The organism is Stenotrophomonas sp. TWI700 (assembly GCF_039673645.1).
Taxonomy (GTDB): domain Bacteria; phylum Pseudomonadota; class Gammaproteobacteria; order Xanthomonadales; family Xanthomonadaceae; genus Stenotrophomonas; species Stenotrophomonas maltophilia_AA.
In genome coordinates, this window is sequence record NZ_JBDJMB010000009.1 from 120,189 (window position 1) to 142,517 (window position 22,329).

20 protein-coding genes and 1 pseudogene are annotated in these 22,329 nt (G+C 67.0%); 8 read left to right on the forward strand and 13 right to left on the reverse strand.

The features are described 5' to 3' along the window. The gene (locus ABE473_RS09415) at window positions 1-630 is read left to right on the forward strand and encodes a CoA transferase subunit B (RefSeq protein ID WP_121042580.1); all 630 of its coding nucleotides are present in this window, start codon (window positions 1-3) and stop codon (window positions 628-630) included. Here ABE473_RS09415 and ABE473_RS09420 read toward each other — a convergent pair. Continuing rightward, window positions 620-3,448, reverse strand: a complete 2,829-nt coding sequence (locus ABE473_RS09420) for a rhamnan synthesis F family protein (protein ID WP_346489290.1) — start codon at window positions 3,446-3,448, stop codon at window positions 620-622. The two genes, ABE473_RS09415 and ABE473_RS09420, sit on opposite strands and share 11 nt — an antisense overlap. Window positions 3,449-3,696: 248 nt before the next feature. On the opposite strand from ABE473_RS09420, the gene ABE473_RS09425 reads away from it, so the two are divergent. Next, the gene (locus ABE473_RS09425) at window positions 3,697-4,287 is read left to right on the forward strand and encodes an alpha-ketoglutarate-dependent dioxygenase AlkB (RefSeq protein WP_346489291.1); all 591 of its coding nucleotides are present in this window, start codon (window positions 3,697-3,699) and stop codon (window positions 4,285-4,287) included. On the opposite strand, the gene ABE473_RS09430 is transcribed toward ABE473_RS09425, so the two are convergent. From ABE473_RS09430 to ABE473_RS09445, 4 genes are read right to left on the reverse strand one after another with little or no spacing between them, the layout of a single operon-like run. Continuing rightward, the gene (locus ABE473_RS09430) at window positions 4,265-4,924 is read right to left on the reverse strand and encodes an ABC-type transport auxiliary lipoprotein family protein (protein ID WP_346489292.1); all 660 of its coding nucleotides are present in this window, start codon (window positions 4,922-4,924) and stop codon (window positions 4,265-4,267) included. The genes ABE473_RS09425 and ABE473_RS09430 overlap by 23 nt on opposite strands. Continuing rightward, complete coding sequence (locus ABE473_RS09435; protein WP_176991044.1) at window positions 4,921-5,847, reverse strand: MlaD family protein; 927 nt, start codon at window positions 5,845-5,847, stop codon at window positions 4,921-4,923. Before ABE473_RS09435 ends, ABE473_RS09430 begins: the two co-directional genes overlap by 4 nt. Before the next feature lie 3 nt (window positions 5,848-5,850). Next, window positions 5,851-6,681: an ABC transporter ATP-binding protein gene (locus ABE473_RS09440; protein ID WP_346489293.1), complete on the reverse strand. Its 831-nt coding sequence runs from the start codon at window positions 6,679-6,681 to the stop codon at window positions 5,851-5,853. A gap of 3 nt (window positions 6,682-6,684) precedes the next feature. Then, window positions 6,685-7,797 carry an ABC transporter permease gene (locus ABE473_RS09445; protein ID WP_346489294.1) on the reverse strand — a complete coding sequence of 371 codons (1,113 nt, stop codon included), beginning with the start codon at window positions 7,795-7,797 and terminating at the stop codon, window positions 6,685-6,687. A 159-nt stretch (window positions 7,798-7,956) separates the two neighbouring features. Between ABE473_RS09445 and ABE473_RS09450 the strand changes: the two genes are divergently transcribed. Beyond that, window positions 7,957-9,216: a threonine/serine exporter family protein gene (locus ABE473_RS09450; RefSeq protein WP_179461125.1), complete on the forward strand. Its 1,260-nt coding sequence runs from the start codon at window positions 7,957-7,959 to the stop codon at window positions 9,214-9,216. Window positions 9,217-9,306: 90 nt separating this feature from the next. Here the strand turns inward: ABE473_RS09450 and ABE473_RS09455 are convergent. From ABE473_RS09455 to ABE473_RS09465, 3 genes and pseudogenes are all read right to left on the reverse strand, one after another. Continuing rightward, window positions 9,307-9,681, reverse strand: a pseudogene (locus ABE473_RS09455) (H-NS histone family protein); the annotation flags it as partial. 154 nt (window positions 9,682-9,835) lie between these two features. After that, window positions 9,836-11,527, reverse strand: coding sequence for a proline--tRNA ligase (locus tag ABE473_RS09460; RefSeq protein WP_346489295.1), 1,692 nt, complete (start codon window positions 11,525-11,527; stop codon window positions 9,836-9,838). A gap of 100 nt (window positions 11,528-11,627) precedes the next feature. Further along, a complete protein-coding gene (locus ABE473_RS09465) occupies window positions 11,628-12,002 on the reverse strand; it encodes a DUF4124 domain-containing protein (RefSeq protein WP_179461123.1) in 375 nt (124 codons plus the stop codon). Between the two features lie 72 nt (window positions 12,003-12,074). On the opposite strand from ABE473_RS09465, the gene pssA reads away from it, so the two are divergent. The 3 genes from pssA to rimI are packed head-to-tail and all read left to right on the forward strand — an operon-like array spanning window position 12,075 to window position 13,827. Then, on the forward strand, window positions 12,075-12,854 hold the full coding sequence (pssA, locus tag ABE473_RS09470) for a CDP-diacylglycerol--serine O-phosphatidyltransferase (protein ID WP_176991050.1): 780 nt from the start codon (window positions 12,075-12,077) through the stop codon (window positions 12,852-12,854). After that, entirely contained in the window at window positions 12,851-13,333 is a 483-nt protein-coding gene (locus ABE473_RS09475; protein ID WP_346489296.1) for a hypothetical protein, read from the forward strand. The genes pssA and ABE473_RS09475 overlap by 4 nt, the downstream gene beginning before the upstream one ends. Then, the gene (gene rimI, locus ABE473_RS09480; protein WP_176991052.1) at window positions 13,330-13,827 is read left to right on the forward strand and encodes a ribosomal protein S18-alanine N-acetyltransferase; all 498 of its coding nucleotides are present in this window, start codon (window positions 13,330-13,332) and stop codon (window positions 13,825-13,827) included. The genes ABE473_RS09475 and rimI overlap by 4 nt, the downstream gene beginning before the upstream one ends. Window positions 13,828-13,902: 75 nt before the next feature. Here rimI and ABE473_RS09485 read toward each other — a convergent pair whose 3' ends face one another. The 5 genes from ABE473_RS09485 to ABE473_RS09505 all read right to left on the reverse strand — a co-directional run bounded on the left by ABE473_RS09485 (window position 13,903) and on the right by ABE473_RS09505 (window position 19,861). Beyond that, on the reverse strand, window positions 13,903-14,727 hold the full coding sequence (locus ABE473_RS09485) for a DMT family transporter (protein ID WP_346489297.1): 825 nt from the start codon (window positions 14,725-14,727) through the stop codon (window positions 13,903-13,905). A gap of 98 nt (window positions 14,728-14,825) precedes the next feature. After that, window positions 14,826-17,594, reverse strand: coding sequence for a valine--tRNA ligase (locus ABE473_RS09490; RefSeq protein WP_346489298.1), 2,769 nt, complete (start codon window positions 17,592-17,594; stop codon window positions 14,826-14,828). 43 nt (window positions 17,595-17,637) lie between these two features. After that, window positions 17,638-17,826, reverse strand: coding sequence for a YqaE/Pmp3 family membrane protein (locus tag ABE473_RS09495; protein WP_121042605.1), 189 nt, complete (start codon window positions 17,824-17,826; stop codon window positions 17,638-17,640). A 45-nt stretch (window positions 17,827-17,871) separates the two neighbouring features. Continuing rightward, the gene (locus tag ABE473_RS09500; protein WP_346489299.1) at window positions 17,872-18,297 is read right to left on the reverse strand and encodes a DNA polymerase III subunit chi; all 426 of its coding nucleotides are present in this window, start codon (window positions 18,295-18,297) and stop codon (window positions 17,872-17,874) included. Between the two features lie 85 nt (window positions 18,298-18,382). Beyond that, complete coding sequence (locus tag ABE473_RS09505; RefSeq protein WP_346489300.1) at window positions 18,383-19,861, reverse strand: leucyl aminopeptidase; 1,479 nt, start codon at window positions 19,859-19,861, stop codon at window positions 18,383-18,385. A 104-nt stretch (window positions 19,862-19,965) separates the two neighbouring features. Between ABE473_RS09505 and lptF the strand changes: the two genes are divergently transcribed. Further along, window positions 19,966-21,045, forward strand: coding sequence for an LPS export ABC transporter permease LptF (gene lptF / locus ABE473_RS09510; protein ID WP_346489301.1), 1,080 nt, complete (start codon window positions 19,966-19,968; stop codon window positions 21,043-21,045). After that, a complete protein-coding gene (lptG, locus tag ABE473_RS09515; RefSeq protein ID WP_346489302.1) occupies window positions 21,042-22,151 on the forward strand; it encodes an LPS export ABC transporter permease LptG in 1,110 nt (369 codons plus the stop codon). Before lptF ends, lptG begins: the two co-directional genes overlap by 4 nt. Window positions 22,152-22,329: the final 178 nt, after the last annotated feature.

The following is a 22,329-nucleotide window of genomic DNA, read 5'->3' on the forward strand; positions in this document are numbered from 1 at the left end:
ATGGCCTGGACCCGCGATGAAATGGCACAGCGCGCTGCGCGCGAACTGACCGATGGCGCCTACGTGAACCTGGGCATCGGCCTGCCGACCCTGGTCGCCAACCACATTCCCGACGGCGTGGATGTGTGGCTGCAGTCCGAGAACGGCCTGCTCGGCATCGGACCGTTCCCGACCGAGGCCGAAGTGGATGCCGACCTGATCAATGCCGGCAAGCAGACGGTGACCGCCCGCGCGGGCGCCAGCTACTTCGGCAGCCACGACAGCTTCGCGATGATCCGCGGCGGCCACATCAACCTGGCCATCCTCGGCGCGATGCAGGTCACCGACAAGGGCGACCTCGCGAACTGGATGGTGCCGGGCAAGATGGTCAAGGGCATGGGCGGGGCGATGGACCTGGTCGCCGGCGTGCAGCGCGTGGTGGTGCTGATGGAGCACACCGCCAAGAGTGGTGAGCACAAGATCCTGCCCGAGTGCACGCTGCCGCTGACCGGCGTGGGCGTGGTCGATCGCATCATCACCGAGCTGGCCGTGTTCGATGTCACCGACAAGGGACTGGTGCTGGTCGAGGCGGCCCCGGGCGTGGGCATCGATGAGCTGAAGGAAAAAACCGGCGTGGCGTTCAGCGACTGACCGATCCGGCGACACCGGCCGCGACTCTGCCGCGGCCGGTGAAGCTGTCGTCCGTGGCGAGCGTCTCCAGCCAGGGGCCCGCCGACCAATGGCCATCGGCCAGGCACTGAAGTGGAAGCAGCACACCCTCGGGGTCGAAGCTCAGGTGCTGCACATCCTCACCCACTGCCGCGCAGGCGTCGGCGATGAAGGTCAATGCGCCGTGATGGACCTGGGCGAGGGATGCCTGGCCTGTGGCGGACAGCTCGGGCGGCGCGAACATCGGCTCGCGTCCACTGCCGGTGTCGCGGAAGCCGCAGAACTGACCGGACGGTGCTGCCAGCAGTGCTTCAAGTAGAAGGTCATGGGCCAGAATCGGCGAGGCCTCCTCCGGTGCCGTGCGACCATCGTGATACCGGGCCGCCGCCCAGCCATGTCCTTCCATCTTCCGGGCAGCGGCACGCAATGCCAAGTACGCTCCGCCCAAGGGGCGGTCAATGATGCTCGACAGATAGGTCTGGATGGTGCCGGCATAGCCGATATCCGCGACCAGAGCAGCATCGTCTCCAACGGTCTCGCGCCAGTACGCCAGGTAGGCGTCGCGTTCGTGCGCTGCGATGTTCAGCAACGAGGGCAGCGCCGGCGCCAACGTCACGATGGCCTGATCCAGCATTTCAGGTAGATAGATGTCGCGATCTGCCAGGGTGCCCAGCTGCTCGCGGACGGCCACAGCGGCTTCTTCACCCAGGCGCGAGGCAACGAGGTTTACCAGAGGACCGGTGTAAGTGCCATGCAGCAGCCGCTCGAGATCGGCTGCTTTGCGCAGGCTGGCCATGCCTGCGGCGCGTCGGGATACCAGAAGGTATGACGACGTCAGCGATCGCAGAGCCGGCGCGCTGCCGGCCAAGACGTCCCATGCTTGCTGCAGCAGGAATCCCTCGCGGCTGAGGAAGAGCACCGTTCCGATCTCGCGCTCTTTCGCGAGGTTTGCCAGCCACACCAGATAATCCAGAACGACGGGTCCCAGGACCGTATAGCCCGCACTGTAGGCATCCAGCGTGGGTCGCGGCGAGAGATGGGGCGGACTCCGATCGCCCACCGCGGCGAAATGGTTGGCGAGCAGACCCCGCCACAACTGCTCGGGCCATGGTGCGTTGAGCCCGGCGGCATGTCGGAGCGGACGCAGTGCCGGCACCATGTCCAGCAACGCCGCAGGGCGCACGATATGGACGGGGGAAATCAGGCCGGACAACTGTGGAATCTGCACATCGGCGTGCTCGTTGTCGCCTATGTGCAGCCAGCGTTTCATCGGGATGCCTTCACGCTGTGAGATCGTCGTCCATGTGGCGGGATCGTCCTTGCGCATCGCTGTCTCGCACGATACCCACCACTCCGAGGTGAGCGCCAACACTGCGGGCGGCAGCACCTGGCGGAGCACTGCGGCTGGCAGGTACATGTCCGATAGCGCGACAACGCGTTTGCCTTGCAATGCCTTTACGGCTTCCAACACCCCTTCGCGCGGACGCAGTAGACGCTGCTCGGTGGTGATTTCCAAGTCCAAGAGCGCCTGCGGTTCCACGGCGGATTCCAACGCAGGGAAGTGCGCGTAAATCTCATGAAGTGTGGGATCGCGCCCGCTCGACATGCGCGCGCGTTCCTCGGCGAGCTGGCGCGCCGCCGAGAAATCATCCACGCCGAACTGAGCCAGGGCCTGGAAGGAGAGATAGTCGCGCGCGGCGTGTGGTGACAGGAACGGACGGGTCACCAACGTATCGAATACATCGGTAGTAACCAGATCTGCATCCAGCGCGGAGAGCTGGATGCGGGTGGCAACCGGTGTGGCGAACGCCTCGGTCCAGTTGCGCTGCCCCTCGCTGATCAGGTGAGATGTGTCGCCCGGGGCCAGTACACCGACAAGCAGACCCTGGTGGCGCGTGACGGTGGCCAGAAGGCGCTCCACTGCGTGCTGCAGGGTGCCATCCACTTGGCCGGTTTCGACGGGGAAATCGCTGGTAGTCAGATTCAACGCGAAGAGGGGGCGCAGCGCATCGACGCGTGCCCAGAACATGGAGCCTGCCGGATAATCGATGTAGGCCGTGCGATCTATCTCCATGCCCAGCCGTGCCGCCAATGCTGCGCAGACATCGGCGTTGCTCAGCCATGTGTGTGCCCAGGGGGGGAGGCTTTCATAGGTTTCCGGGTAGACCATGCCAAGACGGGGCTCGGCGGCGAACATGCCCAGAATCCATGCGACCCGTGTTTCGCTTCCAAGCAACGATCGCAGCAGGTAGTGCCGCCACTGCTCCTGCTCGCTGCCCGTGTACAGCGACTTCTTGGTGTGGATATGGCCGACGATATCCAAGGCCATGATCTCGGCGCGGAACGTGACCAGCAGCGGCGCGATATCGCGGCCACGATTGGGCACGACGCGGACGTGCAATGCAGAAAGATGCGGAACCTTTGCAAAGCGTTCTTCGGCCTGGACCTTGGCTGTGTCGTCCATCACTGACACGAGCAACTCGAACGGCACCGGGATGTGCGCCAGCAGCTCTGCGAATTCTTCTATCAGATCCGGGTAGTACACATGGGCCATGAGCCCGACGCGCTGCTGGAGCCGGGCAAGGGGCACGGGCGCGGGAAACAGGTGTTCCACCGGCTGCGCCACCTGGATGCGTGATGCGCTGGCCTGCTTGAGCCGATTGACGAGCCCACGAACACCCATTGCAGAGGCGACCTTGAGAGCGCGCCGCAGTACCGACCACAGCCCGGTCAGCCCGCCGCCATGCCGGGAAACCGCCTGGCTGGCTGCGCGGACCGCGCGGGTTACAGACGAGCTCATCGCGCCACTTCCTGGCGGCGCGCAGCGAACAGCGTCGATGCATTGAAGTGGCGCGCGCTGGGTACAGCCTCGCTGGCAGCCGTCGCGGTGTGTGAAGCGCTGAGGCGAAGTGGGGCCATGGGGTGCTCTTTCAACGATGCCGGTCCGGCAGACGGTCATTTTCGATCTTTGGTGGACAGGGGGCAAATCCACTGCGACCTGCTCTGGTCGGGATACGCTCACCGGCAAAGGAATGCTAGCGTCACCCCATGGATCTCCACCTCCCCGACGCCCAGGTGCACTGGCACCGCCACTGGCTCTCCCACGACGCCGCCGACACCCTCCAGCGCACCCTCCGCGACGATGTCCCGTGGGAGGTGCACAGGATCCGCATCTTCGGCCGCCAGGTCGATTCCCCGCGCCTGAGCTGCTGGATGGGCGACCCGGCCGCGCGCTACCGCTATTCCGGTACCGAGTTCGTGCCGCAGCCCTGGCATCCGGCGCTGCTGCCGCTGCGCGATCAGTTGACCGCTTTCTGCGGCCATGCCTTCAACAGCGTGCTGCTCAACCGCTACCGCGATGGCGATGACGGCATGGGCTGGCACAGCGACAACGAACCTGAGCTGGGACCGGCGCCGGTGATCGCGTCAGTGAGCCTGGGCGCGCCGCGGCGGTTCCTGCTGCGCCGTCGGGACGACCATGCGAAGAAGGCCGAGGTGCTGCTCGACCATGGCGATCTGCTGGTGATGGGCGGGCAGACCCAGCGCCATTACCAGCATTCCCTGCCGAAGAGCGCGCGACCGCTGGCCGAGCGCCTGAATCTCACGTTCCGCTGGATCAACGCACCCGGGCAGGGATGACCGCGCTGCGGGCGTGATCCTGCTCGCCGGTCACCAGCGTCCAGCCCACCACGTTCGTGGTCAGCGTCTGCAGCCCCTGTTCCAGCGCGGCGGTGACCTGGGCGACGTCGGTGCTGCCGACCGGGTTTTCCTGGCGGAACGTACGATCGGCGACGACGCGCTGGTCGATCACGTGGATCAGTTTCGCGTTGACTTCGATCAGCGCGGTCGGCGTGGCCTGGCCACGGTAATCGGCTTCGAAGCGGCGCACGTCCATGGCCAGCTTGTAGTCGGCGCGGATGCCGGTGGTGACCCGGGCCACGCCGTTGATGCGGCCGGAATCCTCGAAGCCACGCACCAGCGCGTCGTCGAGCATGTCGGTGGCCGGCTGGGCCCAGCTCACCCCCTTGTAGACCTCCAGTTCGGAGGGGGTCGGGCGCACGTTGATGCGCGGGCTGTCGACCACGCGCGCGGCGCTGGGCTTGACCAGCACCAGCTGCCAATCGACGGTCGGCCAGCCCGGGTCGGCCTGGATGCGGACCACGGGCGAATAGATCGTCACCGCGCTGCGTTCATTGCTGCCCAGCAGCGAGCAGCCGCCAAGCGCGGCGATCAGGGCGATCGGCAGCAGGGGCCGGAAGAAGGTCGGGCGGCTCATTTGGGTTCGAACTCCTTGGGTGCGTCGCGGCCGAGCAGGTAACGTGCCGGGTTGTTGTCCAGACGGTCACTGACCCGGCGCAGGTCGCGGATCAGGCCGCGCAGTTCGGTCAGGGTCGGGCCGAGCTGGGCCAGACCATCATTGGCGAAGCTGTTGATCGCGGCGCGGTTCTCGCCAAGGATCGAGTCGGCATTGCCGGCGGCCGAATCCAGCTTGCTCAGCGTGGTCTCCAGCTTGTCCAGGATCGGCGGCAGCTGCTGCACGAGGTTCTTGTCCAGGCGCTGGATGGTGCCGTTGGTGCTCTTGAGGGTGACATCCAGGCTGCGCGCGGCGTCGCGCGCGCTGAGCAGCAGCGCCTGGGTGCCCTGGTCACGGTCGGCCAGGCCGCCGCTGATCGTTTCCAGGTTGGCCAGGGTCGCATTGATGCTGGCCACGTTGCGGTCGCTGAGCACCTGGTCCATGCGCTCGACGATGCGGTTGGCCACGTCGGTGATGTTCTGCAGCGCCGACGGCGTGGTCGGGATGATCGGGGCCGGATCCTTGTTGACCGCGGTCAGCGCGGCGGACTGCGGCGTGCCGCCACTGAGCTGGATGATCGACGGGCCGGTCAGGCTGGTGATCGCCAGCTTGGCGCGGGTGTCGGTCTTGACCGGCGTATTGGAGTTCAGCCGGATCCGCGCGACCACCTGGCGCGGATCATCCGGGACCAGGTTCAACTCGGTGATCGAGCCGACCGCGATGCCGTTGTACTGCACCGGGCTGCCGACCGACAGGCCGGTGACGGCCTCGCGGAACACCACGCGGTATTCCGTCCAGGTGCGGTCGGAGGAGTACTTGGCGGCCCACAGCCCGAAGGCCAGCAGCGCCAGGCCCACTATCAGGGTGAAGGCGCCGATCAGGACGTAATTGGCTTTGGTTTCCATGGCTTACTCGCTCTCGTGCTTTGCATCGCGCGCAGCACGCGCGCGCGGTCCGTGGAAGTACTCCTGGATCCACGGGTGGTCCAGTTGTTCGATCTCGTGCAGCGGGGCGTTGGCGATGACCTTCTTGTCGGCCAGCACCGCCACCCGGTCACAGATCGCATACAGGGTGTCCAGATCGTGTGTGATCAGGAAGACAGTGAGGCCCAGCGCTTCCTGCAGGGTCTTGATGAGGCGGTCGAACGCGGCCGCGCCGATCGGGTCCAGCCCGGCCGTGGGCTCGTCCAGGAACAGCAGGGGCGGGTCCAGCGCCAGCGCCCGGGCCAGGCCGGCGCGTTTGCGCATGCCGCCGGACAGCTGCGAGGGCAGCTTGTTGATCGCATCGGCGGGCAGGCCGGCCAGCTTCACCTTGAGCAGGGCCAGCTCGTAATGCCAGCGCTCGGGCAGTTCGCCGTGATGTTCCTTCAGCGGCACCTGCACGTTTTCGCCCACGGTCAGCGAGGAGAACAGCGCGCCATCCTGGAACAGGACGCCCGTGTTGCGTTCGATATGCAGCCGGTTGGCCGGATCACTGGAGCGGGCGTCGACGCCGAGCACCTCGATCTGGCCATCGTCCGGCGTGCGCAGGCCGAGGATGCTGCGCATCAGCACCGACTTGCCGGTGCCCGAGCCGCCGACCACGCCGAGGATCTCGCCGCGGCGCACGTCCAGGTCCAGTCCGTCGTGCACGACCTGCGTGCCGAAACGGTTGGTCAGCCCGCGTACGCGGATCAGCAGCTCGCCGTCATCGGTGGCGGCGTCGTCGCGGTCAGGGGCCGGGGCGGTATCGGTGTTCATCGGTTACCAGCCCATCTTCATGAACCACAGCGCGGCGAACGCGTCGAGGATGATCACCAGCGAAATAGCCTGCACTACGCTGGAGGTCGTGCGCTCGCCAACCGACTGCGCGGTGCCTTCGACCTTGAGGCCTTCCAGGCAGCCGATCAGGCCGATCACCAGCGCGAACACCGGCGCCTTGGCCAGGCCGACCAGCATGTTGCGCACTTCCATGGTGTCGTGCATCCGCGCGATGTACATCTGCGGCGGGATATCCAGATCGAACGCGCCCACGGTGATGCCACCGGCCAGGCCGGCAACCATCGCGATGAAGGTCAGCAGCGGCAGGGTGATCAGCAGGGCGATCAAGCGCGGCAACACCAGCAGGTCGACCGGGTCCAGGCCGAGCGTCTTCATCGCGTCGATTTCTTCGCGGGCCTTCATCGCACCGATCTGCGCGGTGAACGCACTGGCGGTACGGCCGGCCAGCACGATCGCGGTCAGCAGCACCGCGAACTCACGCAGGAAGGCGATGCTGACCAGCTCGACCACGTAGATCTCCGCGCCGAAGTCGCGCAGGATCGTCGAGCCGAGGAACGCGATCACCGCACCCACCAGATAGGAGAGCAGCGCCACCAGCGGTACCGCATCCAGGCCGACCTGTTCCATCTGCGCGACCGTGGCGGTCAGGCGGAAGCGGCGCGGCTCCTTGATCAGGCGCGCGCCCTTGACCAGGTTCTCGCCAAGGAAACTGGCCAGCGCCACGATGTTGTGGCCCATGCCGTGCACGCTGACACCGAGCCGCTCCAATGCGGCCAGCACGCCGAAGTCGCGCTTGGCCTTCGGCCGGTCGTCGGCGACTTCCTCGATGGTCGAGACCAGCGCGCGATGCTCCTCGCGGAACGTCACGGCGTCTTCGCCCAGGTCGGCGCGGTGCGCGACCCGCAGCAGCTGCAGTACGCCGGCCGAGTCGAGCAGGGTGATCCCGCTGGCATCCAGACCGGTCACTTTCTCCGGAAGGCCGCGCAGCACTTCGGCCGCGTCCAGCGCGGTGCGCAATGTCCAATGGCCAGACAACCGGATCAGGCCGGGTTCCTGGGCATCCTGCTCGAGATGGGGGGCTTGGTCTGAGGTCATGTAGGCGTCCTGCGCGCAGCATAACCTGTCCGGGTGCATGGCTCGCGTATGCGCCGACCGGGCTGAACGCGTCGGTCGGCAAGGCCGGGGCCTGCACGCCGCGGCACGATGACACCGGGATTCTTCAGGCCGGGGCGTGTTCGGGTAATACTACGGCGCATGTCTGCCGACGCCCCCACCATCGTTGCACCACCGGCCACCTACGCACAGCGCGTGGCCTTCGTTTCGGAAATGGCCGGGCGCCTGCACAGCTATGGCACCACCGCGCAGCGGCTGGAAGCGGCCGTGGTCGCGCTGGCGCAGCGCCTGGACCTGGATTGCGAGCCGTGGTCGAACCCGACCGGGCTGATCCTGAGTTTCAGCGACCCGACCAAGGCGATCGGTTCCTCCGACATTACCCGCGTGATCCGGCTGGCACCGGGCGAGAACGACCTGCACAAACTCAGCATCGCCGACCAGATCACCGATGCGGTCGCCAACGGCACCATGAGCATCGCGCAGGGCCATACCGCGCTGCGCCAGCTGGACAAGGATCCGGGCCGCTGGGGCAAGATCCGCACCATACTTTCCTACAGCCTGGGCGCGGCGGGCGTGGCCGGCCTGTGGAAACTGCCGTGGCTGGATATCGCCACCGCCGGGGTGATCGGCCTGCTGATCGGCGTCATGGGCATGTACACCGACCGCCGCCCGGCGACGCGCGAAGCCAATGAAGCGCTGGCGGCGCTGCTGGCCGGCTCGGTGGCGACGCTGGTGGCCTCCTTCATCGGGGCGCTCAATCTCAATACGGTGATCATCGCCTCGCTGGTGGTACTGCTGCCCGGGATGTCGCTGACCAATGCGGTCAACGAGCTGGCCAGCCAGCATTGGGTCTCGGGCACGGCGCGGTTTGCCGGTGCGGTGACCACGATCCTGAAACTGACGGTGGGCGCGGTGATCGCGGTGACACTGGCGGACATCGTCGGGCTGGAACCGCTGGTCCGCGCCTCGCGGCCGCAGGCCGACTGGGTCGAATGGGGCGCGCTGCTGCTGGCCGCGTTCGCCTTCGCGATGTTGTTCAAGGCCAACCGTCGCGATTTCCCGTGGGTGATGGCCGCGGCGGTCGCCGGCTATGCGATCTCCAAATTCGCGGGCCAGGCCTGGGGCATCCCGGCCGGCATTTTCATGTCGGCGATGCTGCTGACCGCCGCCGGCAATCTGTTCGGTCGCCTGGCCCAGCGCCCGGGCGCGATCATCCGCCTGCCCGGCATCATCATGCTGGTGCCCGGCAGCACCAGCCTGCGCGGGGTGCTGACCCTGGTCCAGCAGCAGGACATGAGCGCCGGCCAGACCGTGCTGATGACGGTGCTCAACGTGGTGATGGCGCTGGTGGCCGGCCTGCTGTTCGGCAATCTGCTGGTTCCGGCGCGCAAGAATCTCTGACCGTCCCGGTCGGCGCACGCCCGGACAGCGGACACGAAAACGCCGGCGCGAGGCCGGCGTTTCCATCTGCAGCAGTGACTGACCGGCTTACTTCTTGATCAGGAACTCTTCGACCTTCTTGCCCTTGGCGGTATGCGCGGCCAGCCAACGCGGCTGCTTGCCGCGGCCGGTCCAGGTTTCCTTCGGGTTGGCCGGGTTGCGGTACTTCGGGGCCACCTTGCCGAGCTTGCGCACGGCCTTGGCCGGGGCCTTGGTGGCCTTGCCCGCGGCGCGGCCACGTGCGGCCGGTGCGGCGCCGCCGAACAGCTCTTCCACCGAATAGCCCTGGGCCTTGGCCAGTTTGGTCAGCTGTGCGCGGACCTTGCTGATCGCCGGACGCTTGGCGACGATGGTCTGCTGCTTCTTGGCGTTCTTGATCAGCGCGCCCAGCTCTTTGGCGGACAGGCCGCTCAGGTCAATGCTCATCTACTACTCCGCAATATATTAAGGACAGGGTGAGCCGGTCCTTGGCATCGGAAACAGCATACATTCTCTTTTGCGAAATACACAAACAAACTGTAAATATTGAAACCGGGTCCGCCATTGAAAAAGGCCGGGTTACTCACCCGGCCTTTTGTCATTACTTCGTCAATTTCGCCAGCAGCGCGTCCTTGTCGAGGACCTCCGCTTCGGCCGCGCTGCGCGCGCGGTACTCGAAGGTGCCGGCGGCGACGCCGCGTTCGGAAACCACGATCCGGTGCGGCACGCCGATCAGTTCCATGTCGGCGAACATCGCGCCCGGGCGCAGACCGCGATCATCCAGCGCCACGTCCAGGCCGGCGGCCTGCAGCTGCGTCAGCAGCTCGGCGGCGGTGGCCGACACGGTCTCGTCCTGCTTCGGGTTGATCATGCAGACCACGACCTGCCACGGCGCCATCGCGTCCGGCCAGATAATGCCGGCGTCGTCATGATTCTGCTCGATCGCCGCCGCGACGATGCGCGAAATGCCGATGCCGTAGCAGCCCATCGCCAATACCGCGGCCTTGCCGTTTTCGTCGAGCACGGTCGCATTCAATGCCTGCGCATACTGGCGGCCGAGCTGGAACACGTGGCCGACTTCGATGCCGCGCGCGATCTTCAGTTCACCGCCATCGGCGGCACGATCGCCGGCCTTGGCGTTGCGGATGTCTGCCACTTCCGGTTCGGGCAGGTCACGGCCCCAGTTGACGCCGGCGATATGGAAACCGGCTTCGTTGGCACCGACGACGAAATCGGCCAGTGCGGCGACCTCGCGGTCGGCCACGATGCGGATCGGCTGGGCCGGGTTGAGCGGCCCGAGGAAGCCGGGCTGGCTGCCCAGGTGCGTGGCGATTTCCGCCTCGCTGGCCATGCGGTAGCCCTGCAGGCCTTCGACCTTGCCCAGTTTGATTTCATTGACGTCGTGATCGCCGCGCACCAGCGCCAGCACGAAACCGGCCTCGCTCATGATCGCGATCGATTTGACCGTGCGTTCCAGGCCCAGGCCGAGCAGCGCAGCCACGGCCTCGCAGGTCTTCTGCGTGGGCGTCTCGACCTTGCGCAGCGTTTCGCTGGCGGCCGGACGCTCGCCGGGCGTGGCGGCGATGGCCGCTTCCATGTTGGCCGCATAATCCGAGCCGGTGGAAAACACCAGCGCGTCTTCGCCCGACTCGGCGATCACGTGGAATTCCTGCGAGGCATCGCCACCGATCGCGCCGGAGTCGGCCTGCACCATGCGGAAGTCCAGGCCCAGGCGGGTGAAGATGCGGCTGTAGGCCGCCTTCATGTTTTCGTATTCGCGCACCAGGCACTCATCGTGCAGGTGGAAGGAATAGGCATCCTTCATCAGGAATTCGCGCGAGCGCATCACGCCGAAACGCGGGCGGATCTCATCGCGGAACTTGGTCTGGATCTGGAAAAAATTGACCGGCAGCTGCTTGTAGCTGGACAGCTCCTGGCGCGCGAAGTCGGCAGCGGCCTCTTCGGCAGTCGGGCTGTAGCAGAACACCTGCTCCTTGCGATCCTTGATCTTCAGCAGCTGCGGCCCGAACTTTTCCCAGCGGCCGGTGGCTTCCCACAGTTCCTTCGGCTGGATGGTCGGAATCTGGAATTCCACCGCACCGGCACGCTCCATTTCCTCACGCACGATGCGCTCGACCTTGCGCAGCACGCGCAGGCCCAGCGGCGACCAGGTGTACAGCCCCGAGGCCAGCTTGCGGATCATGCCCGCGCGCAGCATCAAGCGGTGGCTGGTCAGCTCCGCGTCGCTGGGGGTTTCCTTGGTGGTGTGCAGGTGGAACTGGGAGAGGCGCATCGTCGGCTTCGCTGAACGGCAGAAGCCGATATTCTGCCAGTCCGGCCGCCACGATGGGGGGTGCCGGTGGTTTTCGGCCCCGCGCGGCGGGGCCGGCGGCTCAGGCCTTGGGCGTGCAGTAGGCCTGGATGGCGGCCTCGGCCAGGGTCTTCTGGGCGCTGCGCTGCGCGTCGGTCAGCGCGGTATCGGCCTTGCCGTCGCCATCGGTGTCCTGCAGGACCTTGCCCGGCCCGTCGAGCAGGGCGAGGTTGCCGCGGGCGTCGGTGCAGGCCTTGTTCTCGGCCGGGGCGGCTGCCGTCGCGCGCGGGACCGGGTCCAGGTTCTCGACCTGGCGGGCCTCGTATTTCTGCCCGGTCGGCGGCTTCTCCGAATACTGGGTGACGCCGTTGGCGTCTTTCCACTTATAGACGTTGCCGGCGCTGGCCGTGGCGCTGGCGAGCAGCAGCAGGGCGCTCAGACGGGACAGGGCACGCATGGCAACTCCGGGAACGGGACAGAGCCGCGATTGCAGCACCCCGGGCCGGTGCTGGCAAGCTAAACTGGCCCCATGGATCAACTGAAACCCCCGCCGCGCTCGCGCAGCATTTACCTGCTGCCCAACCTGTTCACCACCGCAGGCCTGTTCGCCGGCTTCTACGCGATCATCGCCGCGGCCAATGGCGACTTCGTCAATGCCGCCATCGCGGTGTTCGTCGCCGCGGTCATGGACGGCCTGGACGGCCGCGTGGCCCGGCTGACCGGCACCAGCAGCGAATTCGGCGTGCAGTACGACTCGCTGGCCGACCTGGTCAGCTTCGGCATGGCCCCGGCCCTGGTGATGTACCACTGGTCGCTGTCGTGGCTGAAGTTCGACGACCCGGTCCTCGGCCGTGTCGGCTGGGCGGTCGCCTTCCTGTACGCCGCCTGCGCCGCGCTGCGCCTGGCCCGCTTCAACACCCAGGTCACCGTGGTCGACAAGCGCTGGTTCATCGGCCTGGCCAGCCCGGCCGCCGCGGGCCTGATGATGTCCTTCGTCTGGGCCTTCGCCGATGGCAACCTCGGCTGGGACGGCAACCAGCTGCGCTATGTCGCCCTTGGCGTGACCCTGGTGTCGGCCCTGCTGATGGTCAGCCGGATCCGCTTCTGGAGCTTCAAGGGCAGTGGCGAGAAGGGACCGCGCGCGGATCGCGTGCCGTTCCTGGCGCTGGCCCTGGTGCCGATCGCCATCGCGATCATGGTCATCGATATGCCACGCGTGCTGTTCGCGGTGGGCGTGGTGTATGCCTTGTCCGGCCCGTGTTACTGGGTGTGGCAGCGCACCCGCAAGACGGTCGAGCCGAACGCGTGAGCGGGCAGGCGCTGCCGCCATTGTGGTCGCCGGCGCAGCAGTCCTGGCTGCAGGCGATGGGCTATACGGTGTTCGTCGACGGCAGCGTCGAGCCGGAAGCCCTGGTTGTGCCGGAGATCGAGTTGCATGCGGCCCCGGTTGCCGAGCCGCCGGCGCCGGTGCGTTCCCCGCGCCCGGCGCCGCCAGCGGACGCGCCGCCACCGGTGCGGCGCAATGCCCCGCGTACGGTAGAAGAACAGGCCCCGGCCATTGCTTCGGCCGCCGCTCCAGCGCGCGCCGGCAGCGGCCGCCGCGCCACGGTGCGGATGCCCGATCGCCTGCAGATCGCCCTGCTGCGCGCCTCCGGCTGCAACCCGGCCGAGCCGGACACCCAGGCCCTGATGGCCAGCTGGAACCTGGACGAACTGCGCAGCAGCGCCGCCGCCAAGCGTGCGTTGTGGCCGCAGCTGCGTGCGCTGCGCAAGCGGGGCCGCCCGTGAGCGCGGTGAGCTCGCCGCGGCCGTTGTCGCTGCGCGCGCTGCGCGAAAGCGATCTCAATGCGGTGATGGCCATCGAGGTACGTGGTTACCCGTACCCGTGGACCCGCGGCATCTTCCAGGATTGCCTGCGTGCCGGCTATCCGGGCCTGGCGATGGAAGAAGATGGCCTGCTGATGGGCTACGGCCTGCTCAGCATCGCCGCCGATGAAGCGCATATCCTCAACATCTGCGTGGATCCGCTGTGCCAGTCGCGCGGTCATGGCCGTCACCTGTTGCGTGCGCTGGTGAAACTGGCGCGCGACCATGGTGCGCACCGCGTGTTCCTGGAAGTGCGGCCGTCCAATACCTCGGCCGTGGCGCTGTACCACAGCGAGGGGTTCAACGAGATCGGCCGCCGGCCGCGTTATTACCCGGCCCGCGAGGGTCGCGAGGATGCGCTGGTGATGGCCATCGAGCTGGTCGACGACGACATCCAGGTAATGCCGCCGCTCTGACAGCGTGGTGTAGAGCCACCCCATGGGTGGCTGCTCTTCGATCCGACTTCGCGCGCAGCCACCCATGGGGTGGCTCTACGTGATCCTCAGCACCACCGCGCCGAGCACGATCAGGCCGGCGGCGATCCAGCGCTGGCGGGTGACCCGTTCGTGCAGGATCCAGGCCGAGATCAGGATGCCGAACAGGATCGAGGTTTCGCGCAGCGCGGAGATCATCGCAACCGGCGCGACGGTCATGGCCCACAGCGCCAGGCCGTAGGAGATCAATGTCCCAAACCCGCCCACGATGCCGTAGCCCCAGTTGCGGCGCGCATAGTCGCGCAGCGCGCCGGCGCGGGTGCACAGCGCCCACAGGGGCAGGGGCAGGCCGGAGAGCAGGAACAGCCACAGGGTGTAACTCACCGCGGCGCCCGAGTGGCGCGCGCCCCAGGCATCGACCAGCGTATAGGTGGCGATGACCCCGGCATTGAGCAGTGGCAGCCACGCGTGTTGCCGCGGGAGGCCGCGCGTCATGCACAGGATGCCCAGGCAGATCAGCGCGATGCCGGCCCATGCGATCCACGCCAGGCGCTCGCCAAGGAACAGCGTGCTGACCAGGGCGACCAGGATCGGCGCGCAGCCGCGCATCAGCGGGTACGACGCGCTCATGTCGGTCAGCTGGTAGGTGCGTGCCACCAGCACGTAATACCCCACCTGGAGCAGGGTCGAGGCGGCCAGCCAGGGCCAGCTCTGTGTCGCGGGCGCGGGCAGGAAGGGCAGGCCGATCGCGGCGATCACCGCCGCCGAACCGGTGACCAGGATCGTGGTCAGCAGCGTGTCGGTGCCGCGTTTGACGATCGCGTTCCAGCTGGCATGCAGCAGGGCGGCGAACAGCACGATGCAGAAGAGGGACAGCGACATCATCGGCCCAGGGTAGAGCCACCCCATGGGTGGCTGCACGTCATCCCGCCCCGGAAAGGCAGCCACGCATGGCGTGGCACTACCTCCCCCCCATGCGCTTACAGCTTCGCGCGTTGCGAACGCAGACCCGCCAGCTGGGCGGTCCACTCGACCAGGCGCACGCGCTCCTGTTCGACCACCGCCGCCGGCACCTTGTCGGTGAACTTGGACAGCTTGGTCTCGCTCTTGTCCTTCTCCGATTCCACCCGGGCGATTTCCTTGTCCAGGCGTGCGCGTTCGGCGCCCAGATCGACCAGGCCCTCCAGCGGCACCAGCAGGGTGAGATCGCCCACGATCGCGGCGGCGGCCGGCGGCGTGTCGCTGCCGTTGGCCAGCCACTCGATGCGCTCCAGCTTGAGCAGGAACGACAGCGAGGAGGTGAAGCGGGTCATGCGCGCACGATCGTCGTCGTTGCCACCCTGCAGCAGCAGCGGCACCAGCTTGGACGGCGGCACATTCAACTCGCTGCGCACGCGGCGCAGGGCGTTGACCATCGACTTCAGCCATTCCACATCGGCTTCGGCGCGGGCGAAATCACCGGCGAACTCCTCGGCGGTCGGGTACGGCCGCAGCGAAATGGTGTCGTCGGTGATGCCCAGGCGCGGAGCGACCTGGCGCCACAGCTGCTCGGTGACGAACGGGGTCAGCGGGTGCAGCAGGCGCAGCAGCGCTTCCAGCACGTACAGCAGGGTGTGGCGGGTGCTGTCGGCATCGTCCGCGTCGGCACCGTTGAGGGCCGGCTTGGTCAGTTCCAGGAACCAGTCGCAGAACTCGTTCCAGGCGAATTCGTACAGGCACTGCGCCAGCAGGTCGAAGCGGTAGTTGGCGTAATGCGTCTGCGCTTCGGCCGAGACCGCGGCCAGGCGCGCGAGGATCCAGCGCTCGGCATCGGTGCGCGGCTGCGGCACCCCGGTGAAGCTGCTGCCCTCGGTGTTCATCAGGGTGAAGCGGCTGGCGTTCCACAGCTTGTTGCAGAAGTTCTTGTAACCCTCGGCGCGGTTCATGTCGAACTTGATGTCGCGGCCGTGGGTGGCCAGCGCGGCGATGGTGAAGCGCAGCGCGTCGGCACCGTGGGCGATGATGCCCTCGGGGAATTCGCGGCGCGTCGCCTTCTCGATCTTCGGCGCGTCCTTGGGCTTCATCAGGCCGGTGGTGCGCTTGGCAACCAGGTCCTCGATGGAGATGCCGTCGATGATGTCCAGCGGGTCCAGCACGTTGCCCTTGGACTTGGACATCTTCTGGCCCTGCGCATCGCGGATCAGGCCGGTGATGTAGACGTCCTTGAACGGGATCTTCCCGGTGAAGCTGTCGGTGGCCATGATCATGCGGGCCACCCAGAAGAAGATGATGTCGAACCCGGTGATCAGCACCGACGACGGCAGGTAGCGCTCGAAACCGCGCGCGTCCATCGCCTGCTCGTTCGGCCAGCCCAGCGTGGAGAACGGCCACAGCTGCGAGGAGAACCAGGTCTCCAGCACGTCGCTGTCCTGGTGCAGGGCGACATCGGCGGCAAGATTGTTCTTCGCGCGTGCTTCGGCTTCGTCGCGGCCGACATAGCAGTTGCCCGCGTCGTCGAACCACGCCGGGATACGGTGCCCCCACCACAGCTGGCGGCTGATGCACCAGTCCTGGATGTTCTCCATCCAGTGGCGGTAGGTGTTGATCCAGTTGGCCGGCACGAACTGGATGCTGCCGTTCTCGACCAGCTCCAGGCCACGCTTGGCCAGCACGTCCATCTTCACGAACCACTGGTCGGTGAGGTAAGGCTCGATCACCTGCTGGGTGCGATCACCGCGCGGCACCTGCAGCTTGTGCGCCTTGGTCTCGACCAGGATGCCGAGGTCTTCCAGCTCGGCCAGGATCACCTTGCGCGCTTCGTAACGGTCCAGCCCGCGGTACTTCTCCGGGGCGTTGTCGTTGATCGCCGCGTCCGGGGTGAACAGGTTGATCATCGGCAGGTCGTGGCGCAGGCCGACCTGGTAATCGTTGAAATCGTGCGCGGGGGTGACCTTGACCACGCCGGTACCGAACTCGCGGTCGACGTAATCATCGGCGATCACCGGGATCTCGCGGTCGGTCAGCGGCAGCTTGACCATTTTGCCGATCAGGTGCGCGTAACGCTCATCCTCCGGGTGGACCATCACCGCGGTGTCGCCCAGCATGGTTTCCGGGCGGGTGGTGGCCACGGTCAGGGTGCCGCTGCCGTCGGCCAGCGGGTAGCTGATCGACCACAGGAAACCGTCTTCCTCCACGCTCTCCACTTCCAGATCGGAGATGGCGGTCTTCAGCACCGGATCCCAGTTGACCAGGCGCTGGCCACGGTAGATCAGGCCCTGCTCGTGCCAGCGCACGAAGGCCTCGACCACCGCTTCGGACGGCTGCGGGTCCATGGTGAAGGTGCTGCGCGACCAGTCGCTGGAGGTGCCCAGGCGGCGCATCTGGCGCTCGATGGTGTCACCGGACTGCGCCTTCCACTCCCACACCTTCTCGATGAAGCCGTCGCGGCCCAGCGAATCGCGGGTCTCGCCGGTGTTGGCCAGGGCCAGGTTGCGCGACACCACCATCTCGGTGGCGATGCCGGCGTGGTCGGTACCTACCTGCCACAACGTGTCGTAGCCGCGCATGCGGTGGTAGCGCACCAGCGCATCCATCAGGGTCTGCTGGAAGGCATGGCCCATGTGCAGCGTGCCGGTCACGTTCGGCGGCGGCAGCAGGATGGTGTACGGCTCGCCCTTGCCGGACGGCTTGAAATGGCCGGCCTTCTCCCACGCGTCGTACAACGCGGTTTCAAAGGTTTTCGGGTCGTAGCTGGAGGCGAGTTGGGTCATGCGGGAACCAGGATCGAATACGGAAGGTGGGGGTGCCGGAAGCTCAGCGCCCGAAGGCGCGGCGGATCTTCTGGTCGGTATGGAACTGCGAGACCGCGTAGGCGGCCCAGATCGCGGCGGGCAGCCAGCCGATCAGCGTGATCTGCAGGATCAGGCAGAGGATGCCTGCGATCGGGCGGCCGATGGTGAAGAAGGCGAACCAGGGAAAGATCAGGGCGATCAACAGGCGCATCAAGGGTCTCCGGGGTCGGCGGCGACCGGACGGGCGCCGCGCGGGTTACATGTCGTACTTGTTCAGGTCAAAGCCCAGCGCCTTGTACTGGCGCCAGCGCTCGCGCAGCGGTTCGCGCGCTTCCGGGTCGGCCGGGACCACTTCCAGCACGCGGTCGCAGGCGGCCAGGTAGGGGTCGTCGCGCAGGTTGATCACCAGCGGCCGGGCCGGGACCTCGGTGCCGGGCACGGCGATCAGCACCAGCGCCTCTTCCTCGTCCATGTCTTCGCCGGCGATCTGGTGCGGGATGTAGGCATCGTTGTCGAACGCCCACAGCAGCTCGTCCAGCTCCTCGGCCTGGGCCTGGTCGCGCGCCAGCACCAGGGTGAACAGCCCGGCATCGTTGGCCTTGCGGGCCAGTTCGCAGACCAGGCGCAACGGCTCGGTCAGGAAGCGGGGCTTGGCGATCAGGTAGAAATCAGCACGGGACATGGCAGGGCCTGGAGCGGAGGGGGAACCCGGCGCCAGGCCGGGCGGGATCGCGGCCACCGCAGGGCGGCCGCGATCGGGCAGGGCATCAGGCGCGGGCAACCTGGTCCAGCAGCCACTGGCTCAGCAGGCCGACCGGGCGACCGGTGGCCATGCCGCGCTTGCCTTCGTCGCTGGCCACGCCGGCGATGTCCAGATGGGCCCAGCGCTGGCCTTCGGCGAAGCGCGACAGGAAGCAGCCGGCGGTGATCGCACCGGCCCAGCGGCCGCCGATGTTGTAGATATCGGCGAAGCTGGAATCCAGCATCGGCTGGTACTCGTCCCACAGCGGCAGGCGCCAGGCGCGGTCGAACACGTGCTCGCCGGCGGCCAGCAGCTCGTTTGCCAGGTCGTCGTGCTTGGTCATCAGGCCGGCGGTCTGGTGGCCCAGGGCGACCAGGCAGGCACCGGTCAGGGTGGCCACATCGATCAGCGCGGCTGGCTCGAAGCGCTGCGCGTAGGTCAGCGCGTCGCACAGGATCAGGCGGCCTTCGGCGTCGGTATTGCCGACTTCAATGGTCTTGCCCGACATCGAGGTGATCACGTCCGACGGGCGGTAGGCATTGCCGTCGATGGCGTTCTCGACCGCCGGCACCACCACCACCAGGTTCAGCGGCAGCTTGGCCGTCACGGCCGCGACGAAGGTGCCGATGACGTTGGCGCCACCGCACATGTCGTACTTCATCTCTTCGATGCCGCCCTGGGTCTTCAGGTTGACGCCACCGGTATCGAAGGTGATGCCCTTGCCGACCAGCACGTAGGGCTTGGCGTCGCCGCCGTTGCTCCACTTCAGCACGACCAGGCGCGGGCGGTTGGCCGAGCCGCGGGCCACGGCCAGCAGCGAGCCCATGCCCAGCGCTTCCATCTGCTGCTCGTCCAGGATCTCCGCCTCGGCGCCGTCATGGGCCTGGGCGAACGCGACCGAGGACTCGGCCAGGTAGGCCGGGGTGCAGACGTTCGGCGGCAGGTTGCCCAGCTCGCGGGCGTACTGCACGCCGGCGGCGATGGCCTGGCCCTGGGCCAGCGCCTGGGTGTCGGTGCCGGCGATGGCCAGCGTGGTCAGGCCGGGCTCGTCGGCCTTCTTCTTGCCCAGCGTGGCGCTGTAGCGGTAGGCGGCGTGGTCGGCGGTGATGATGGCCTGGCGGATGTTCCAGGCGGCATCGCGGCCCTTGACCTCGATCTCGGTCAGGGTCAACAGCGCGTGGTGGTTGACCCCGCTCTTCAGGGCGCGGCTGGCATCGCCGACCGCCTTGAGGTACTGCGGCACGCCGAATTTGGCCGGCTCGCCCAGCCCGACCACCAGCACGCGCGCGGCGGTGACGCCGGGCAGATCATGCAGCAGGGTCGTGTTGCCGGTCTTGCCGCCCACGTCGCCGCGGGCGATCAGGGCCGACAGGCGGCCACCGGACGCGGTGTCCAGGGCCTGTGCCGCCGGGCTCAGGGTCTGGTCGGCATAGGCGCCGACGATGACGCAATCGCACTCGGCCGAGGCCGGCGCTGCGTGGTTCAGGGTGAATTCCAGGGCCATTGATCAGATTCCGTTGGCAAATCCGTACAATCGCGAGCTGTTTACGTCCCGTCAGTAGACTGGGCAGCACCGCGAACGAATCCGAGAGTTTAAACCACCGCCCCATGTCGAAGCTCGATCGCTATCTCCTGCGTGATTTCGTCCAGAGTTTCCTGGCCACCCTGATCGTGTTGCTGGTGGTGAGCGTCGGTGGTGTCCTGGTGGACATCCTCGGCAACATCGCCGACGGCCGCCTGCCTGCCCGCCTGCTGTTCTCACAGCTGGGCCTGCAGTTCATCGTCTATATGCCGCTGATCCTGCCGCTGGCGCTGATGCTGGGCCTGCTGCTGGCCACGGCCCGGCTCTACCGGGACTCGGAAATGGCGGTCATCACCGCCATCGGTGTTGGCCCGAGGCGCCTGCTGCGCCCGCTGCTGATGCTGGTGGTGCCGGTGGTCGGGCTGATCGCCCTGTGCTCGCTGTGGCTGGGCCCCTGGGCCGACCGCACCGGCGAGACCATGATCGACGAGGCCAACCGCAGCGTGGTCATGGCCGGACTGGAGGCGGGCAAGTTCACGTCCCTGCCCAATGGCGGCGTGGTCTACCTGTCCTCGGTCTCCCCGGACGGCACCCAGCTGGGCAAGGTTTTCATGCAGCGCCAGAAGGAAGACAGTATCGAGGTGATCTCCGCCGATCGTGGCCGGATGTACTTCGAAGGGGCCAAGCAGCGGTACCTGGAGCTCGACGACGGTCATCAGGTGCAGGGCCCGGCCAATGGCGCCCTGGACTACAAGCTGATGACCTTCGCCCGCAACGACGTGGCGATGCCCGACGGTGCCGAAACGCGCAAGGACGACGACCCCGAGCTGCTGCCGACCACGCAGTTGTTCGGCGATGAGCGCCCCGAGGCGCAGGCCCAGCTGCACTCGCGCATCGCCCCGCCGCTGATCGCCCTGGCCTTCGCCCTGATGACCCTGCCGCTGGCCCGCAGTTCGCCGCGCCAGCAGCGCTACGGCCGGATGATGCTGGCCTTCCTGGCCTACATGGTGGGCATGAACCTGATGTTCATCGGCACCCGCTGGATCGCCGATGGCAAGATTCCCGGCATTGCGGGCCTGTGGTGGCTGACCCTGCCGTTGCTGGCACTCGCACTGTGGATGTATTTCCGCGACGGCAAACTGTCGCGTCCCCGGAGGACCGCATGAACGTGTTGCGCCCCATGCGGTTCGATCTGTATCTGGGCCGTGCCGTGTTCGGCACCGTCCTGTTGACCTGGGCCGTGCTGGTCGGCCTGGACGTGGTGATGGCCTTCTCCGGCGAGTTCAAGGACGTCGGCAAGGGCAGCTACACGCTCGGCCACGCCGCTGCCTGGGTGCTCTACACCGTGCCGCGCCGCGCCTATACCTTCTTCCCGACCGCCGCCGTGATCGGCGCGCTGATGGGCCTGGGCCAGCTGGCCGCCACCTCCGAGCTCACCGCACTGCGCGCGCTGGGCCTGTCGCGCAAGCGCCTGAGTGTTTCGGTGGCGATCGCGCTGTCGCTGATGACCGCGGTGATGGTGTTCAGCGGCGAAACGCTGGGCCCGTGGGGTCAGAGCAAGGCGGACGAGATCAAGGCCAGCGCGAAGTGGGGCAGCAGCCTCAGCGCGGCCCGCTATTCGGGCGTGTGGGCGCGCGAAGGCGATACGTTCCTCAATGCCCAGAGCGGCGACGAGCAGTTGCAGGCCGGCGGCGGTACGCGCCTGATCCTGCACGATGTGCGTCTGTACAAGATCGCCGAGGACGGTCGCCTGGCCTCGTTGACCTATGCGGCCACCGCCGAGCACGGTGCCGACGGCTGGGTGTTGAACAAGATCCGCCGCGATACCTTTGGTGAGCGTTCGGCGACGCGCGAGACGGTCGAGTCCGAGCCGTGGAATTCACGCCTGGACGCGGCTGCGCTGGCCAGCGGCATTTCCAAGCCGCGCAACCTGACGGCGATGGATCTGCGCACCAGCATCGAGTACCGCAAGCGCAATGGGCTGGATGCGCGCGATTACGAGGATGTGTACTGGAGCCGCTGGTTCTATCCGATCAATGTGCTGGCGCTGTGTCTGGCGGCGGTGCCGTTCGCGTTCGGTTCGCTGCGCAGTGGCGGGATGGGCAAGCGCTTGTTCCTGGGCATTCTGTTCGCGCTGGGCTTCTGGTTGCTGCAGTTGTTCTTCGGCCGCATGGCCGGTGCGCTGAAGTTCGATTACCGGATTGCGTATGCGTTGCCGCCGATCGTGATGATGGTGGTATCCGGGTTGTTGTTCCGGCGGAAGTCGGGCTGATTCCTCTGCTCGAGCGCTAGGCGTCAAACGCTGGGAAAGCTCAAAGCTCAAGCTCAAAGCTCAAAGCGGCCACCATGTTCTTTCGAGCTAGGCGCGACGGGCTTGCCATTCCGGGACCCGCCGCAAGTACGTCCATGTAGGCTCGTGTGCTGCCCTCCATGGCAGCACACGGTCCCCG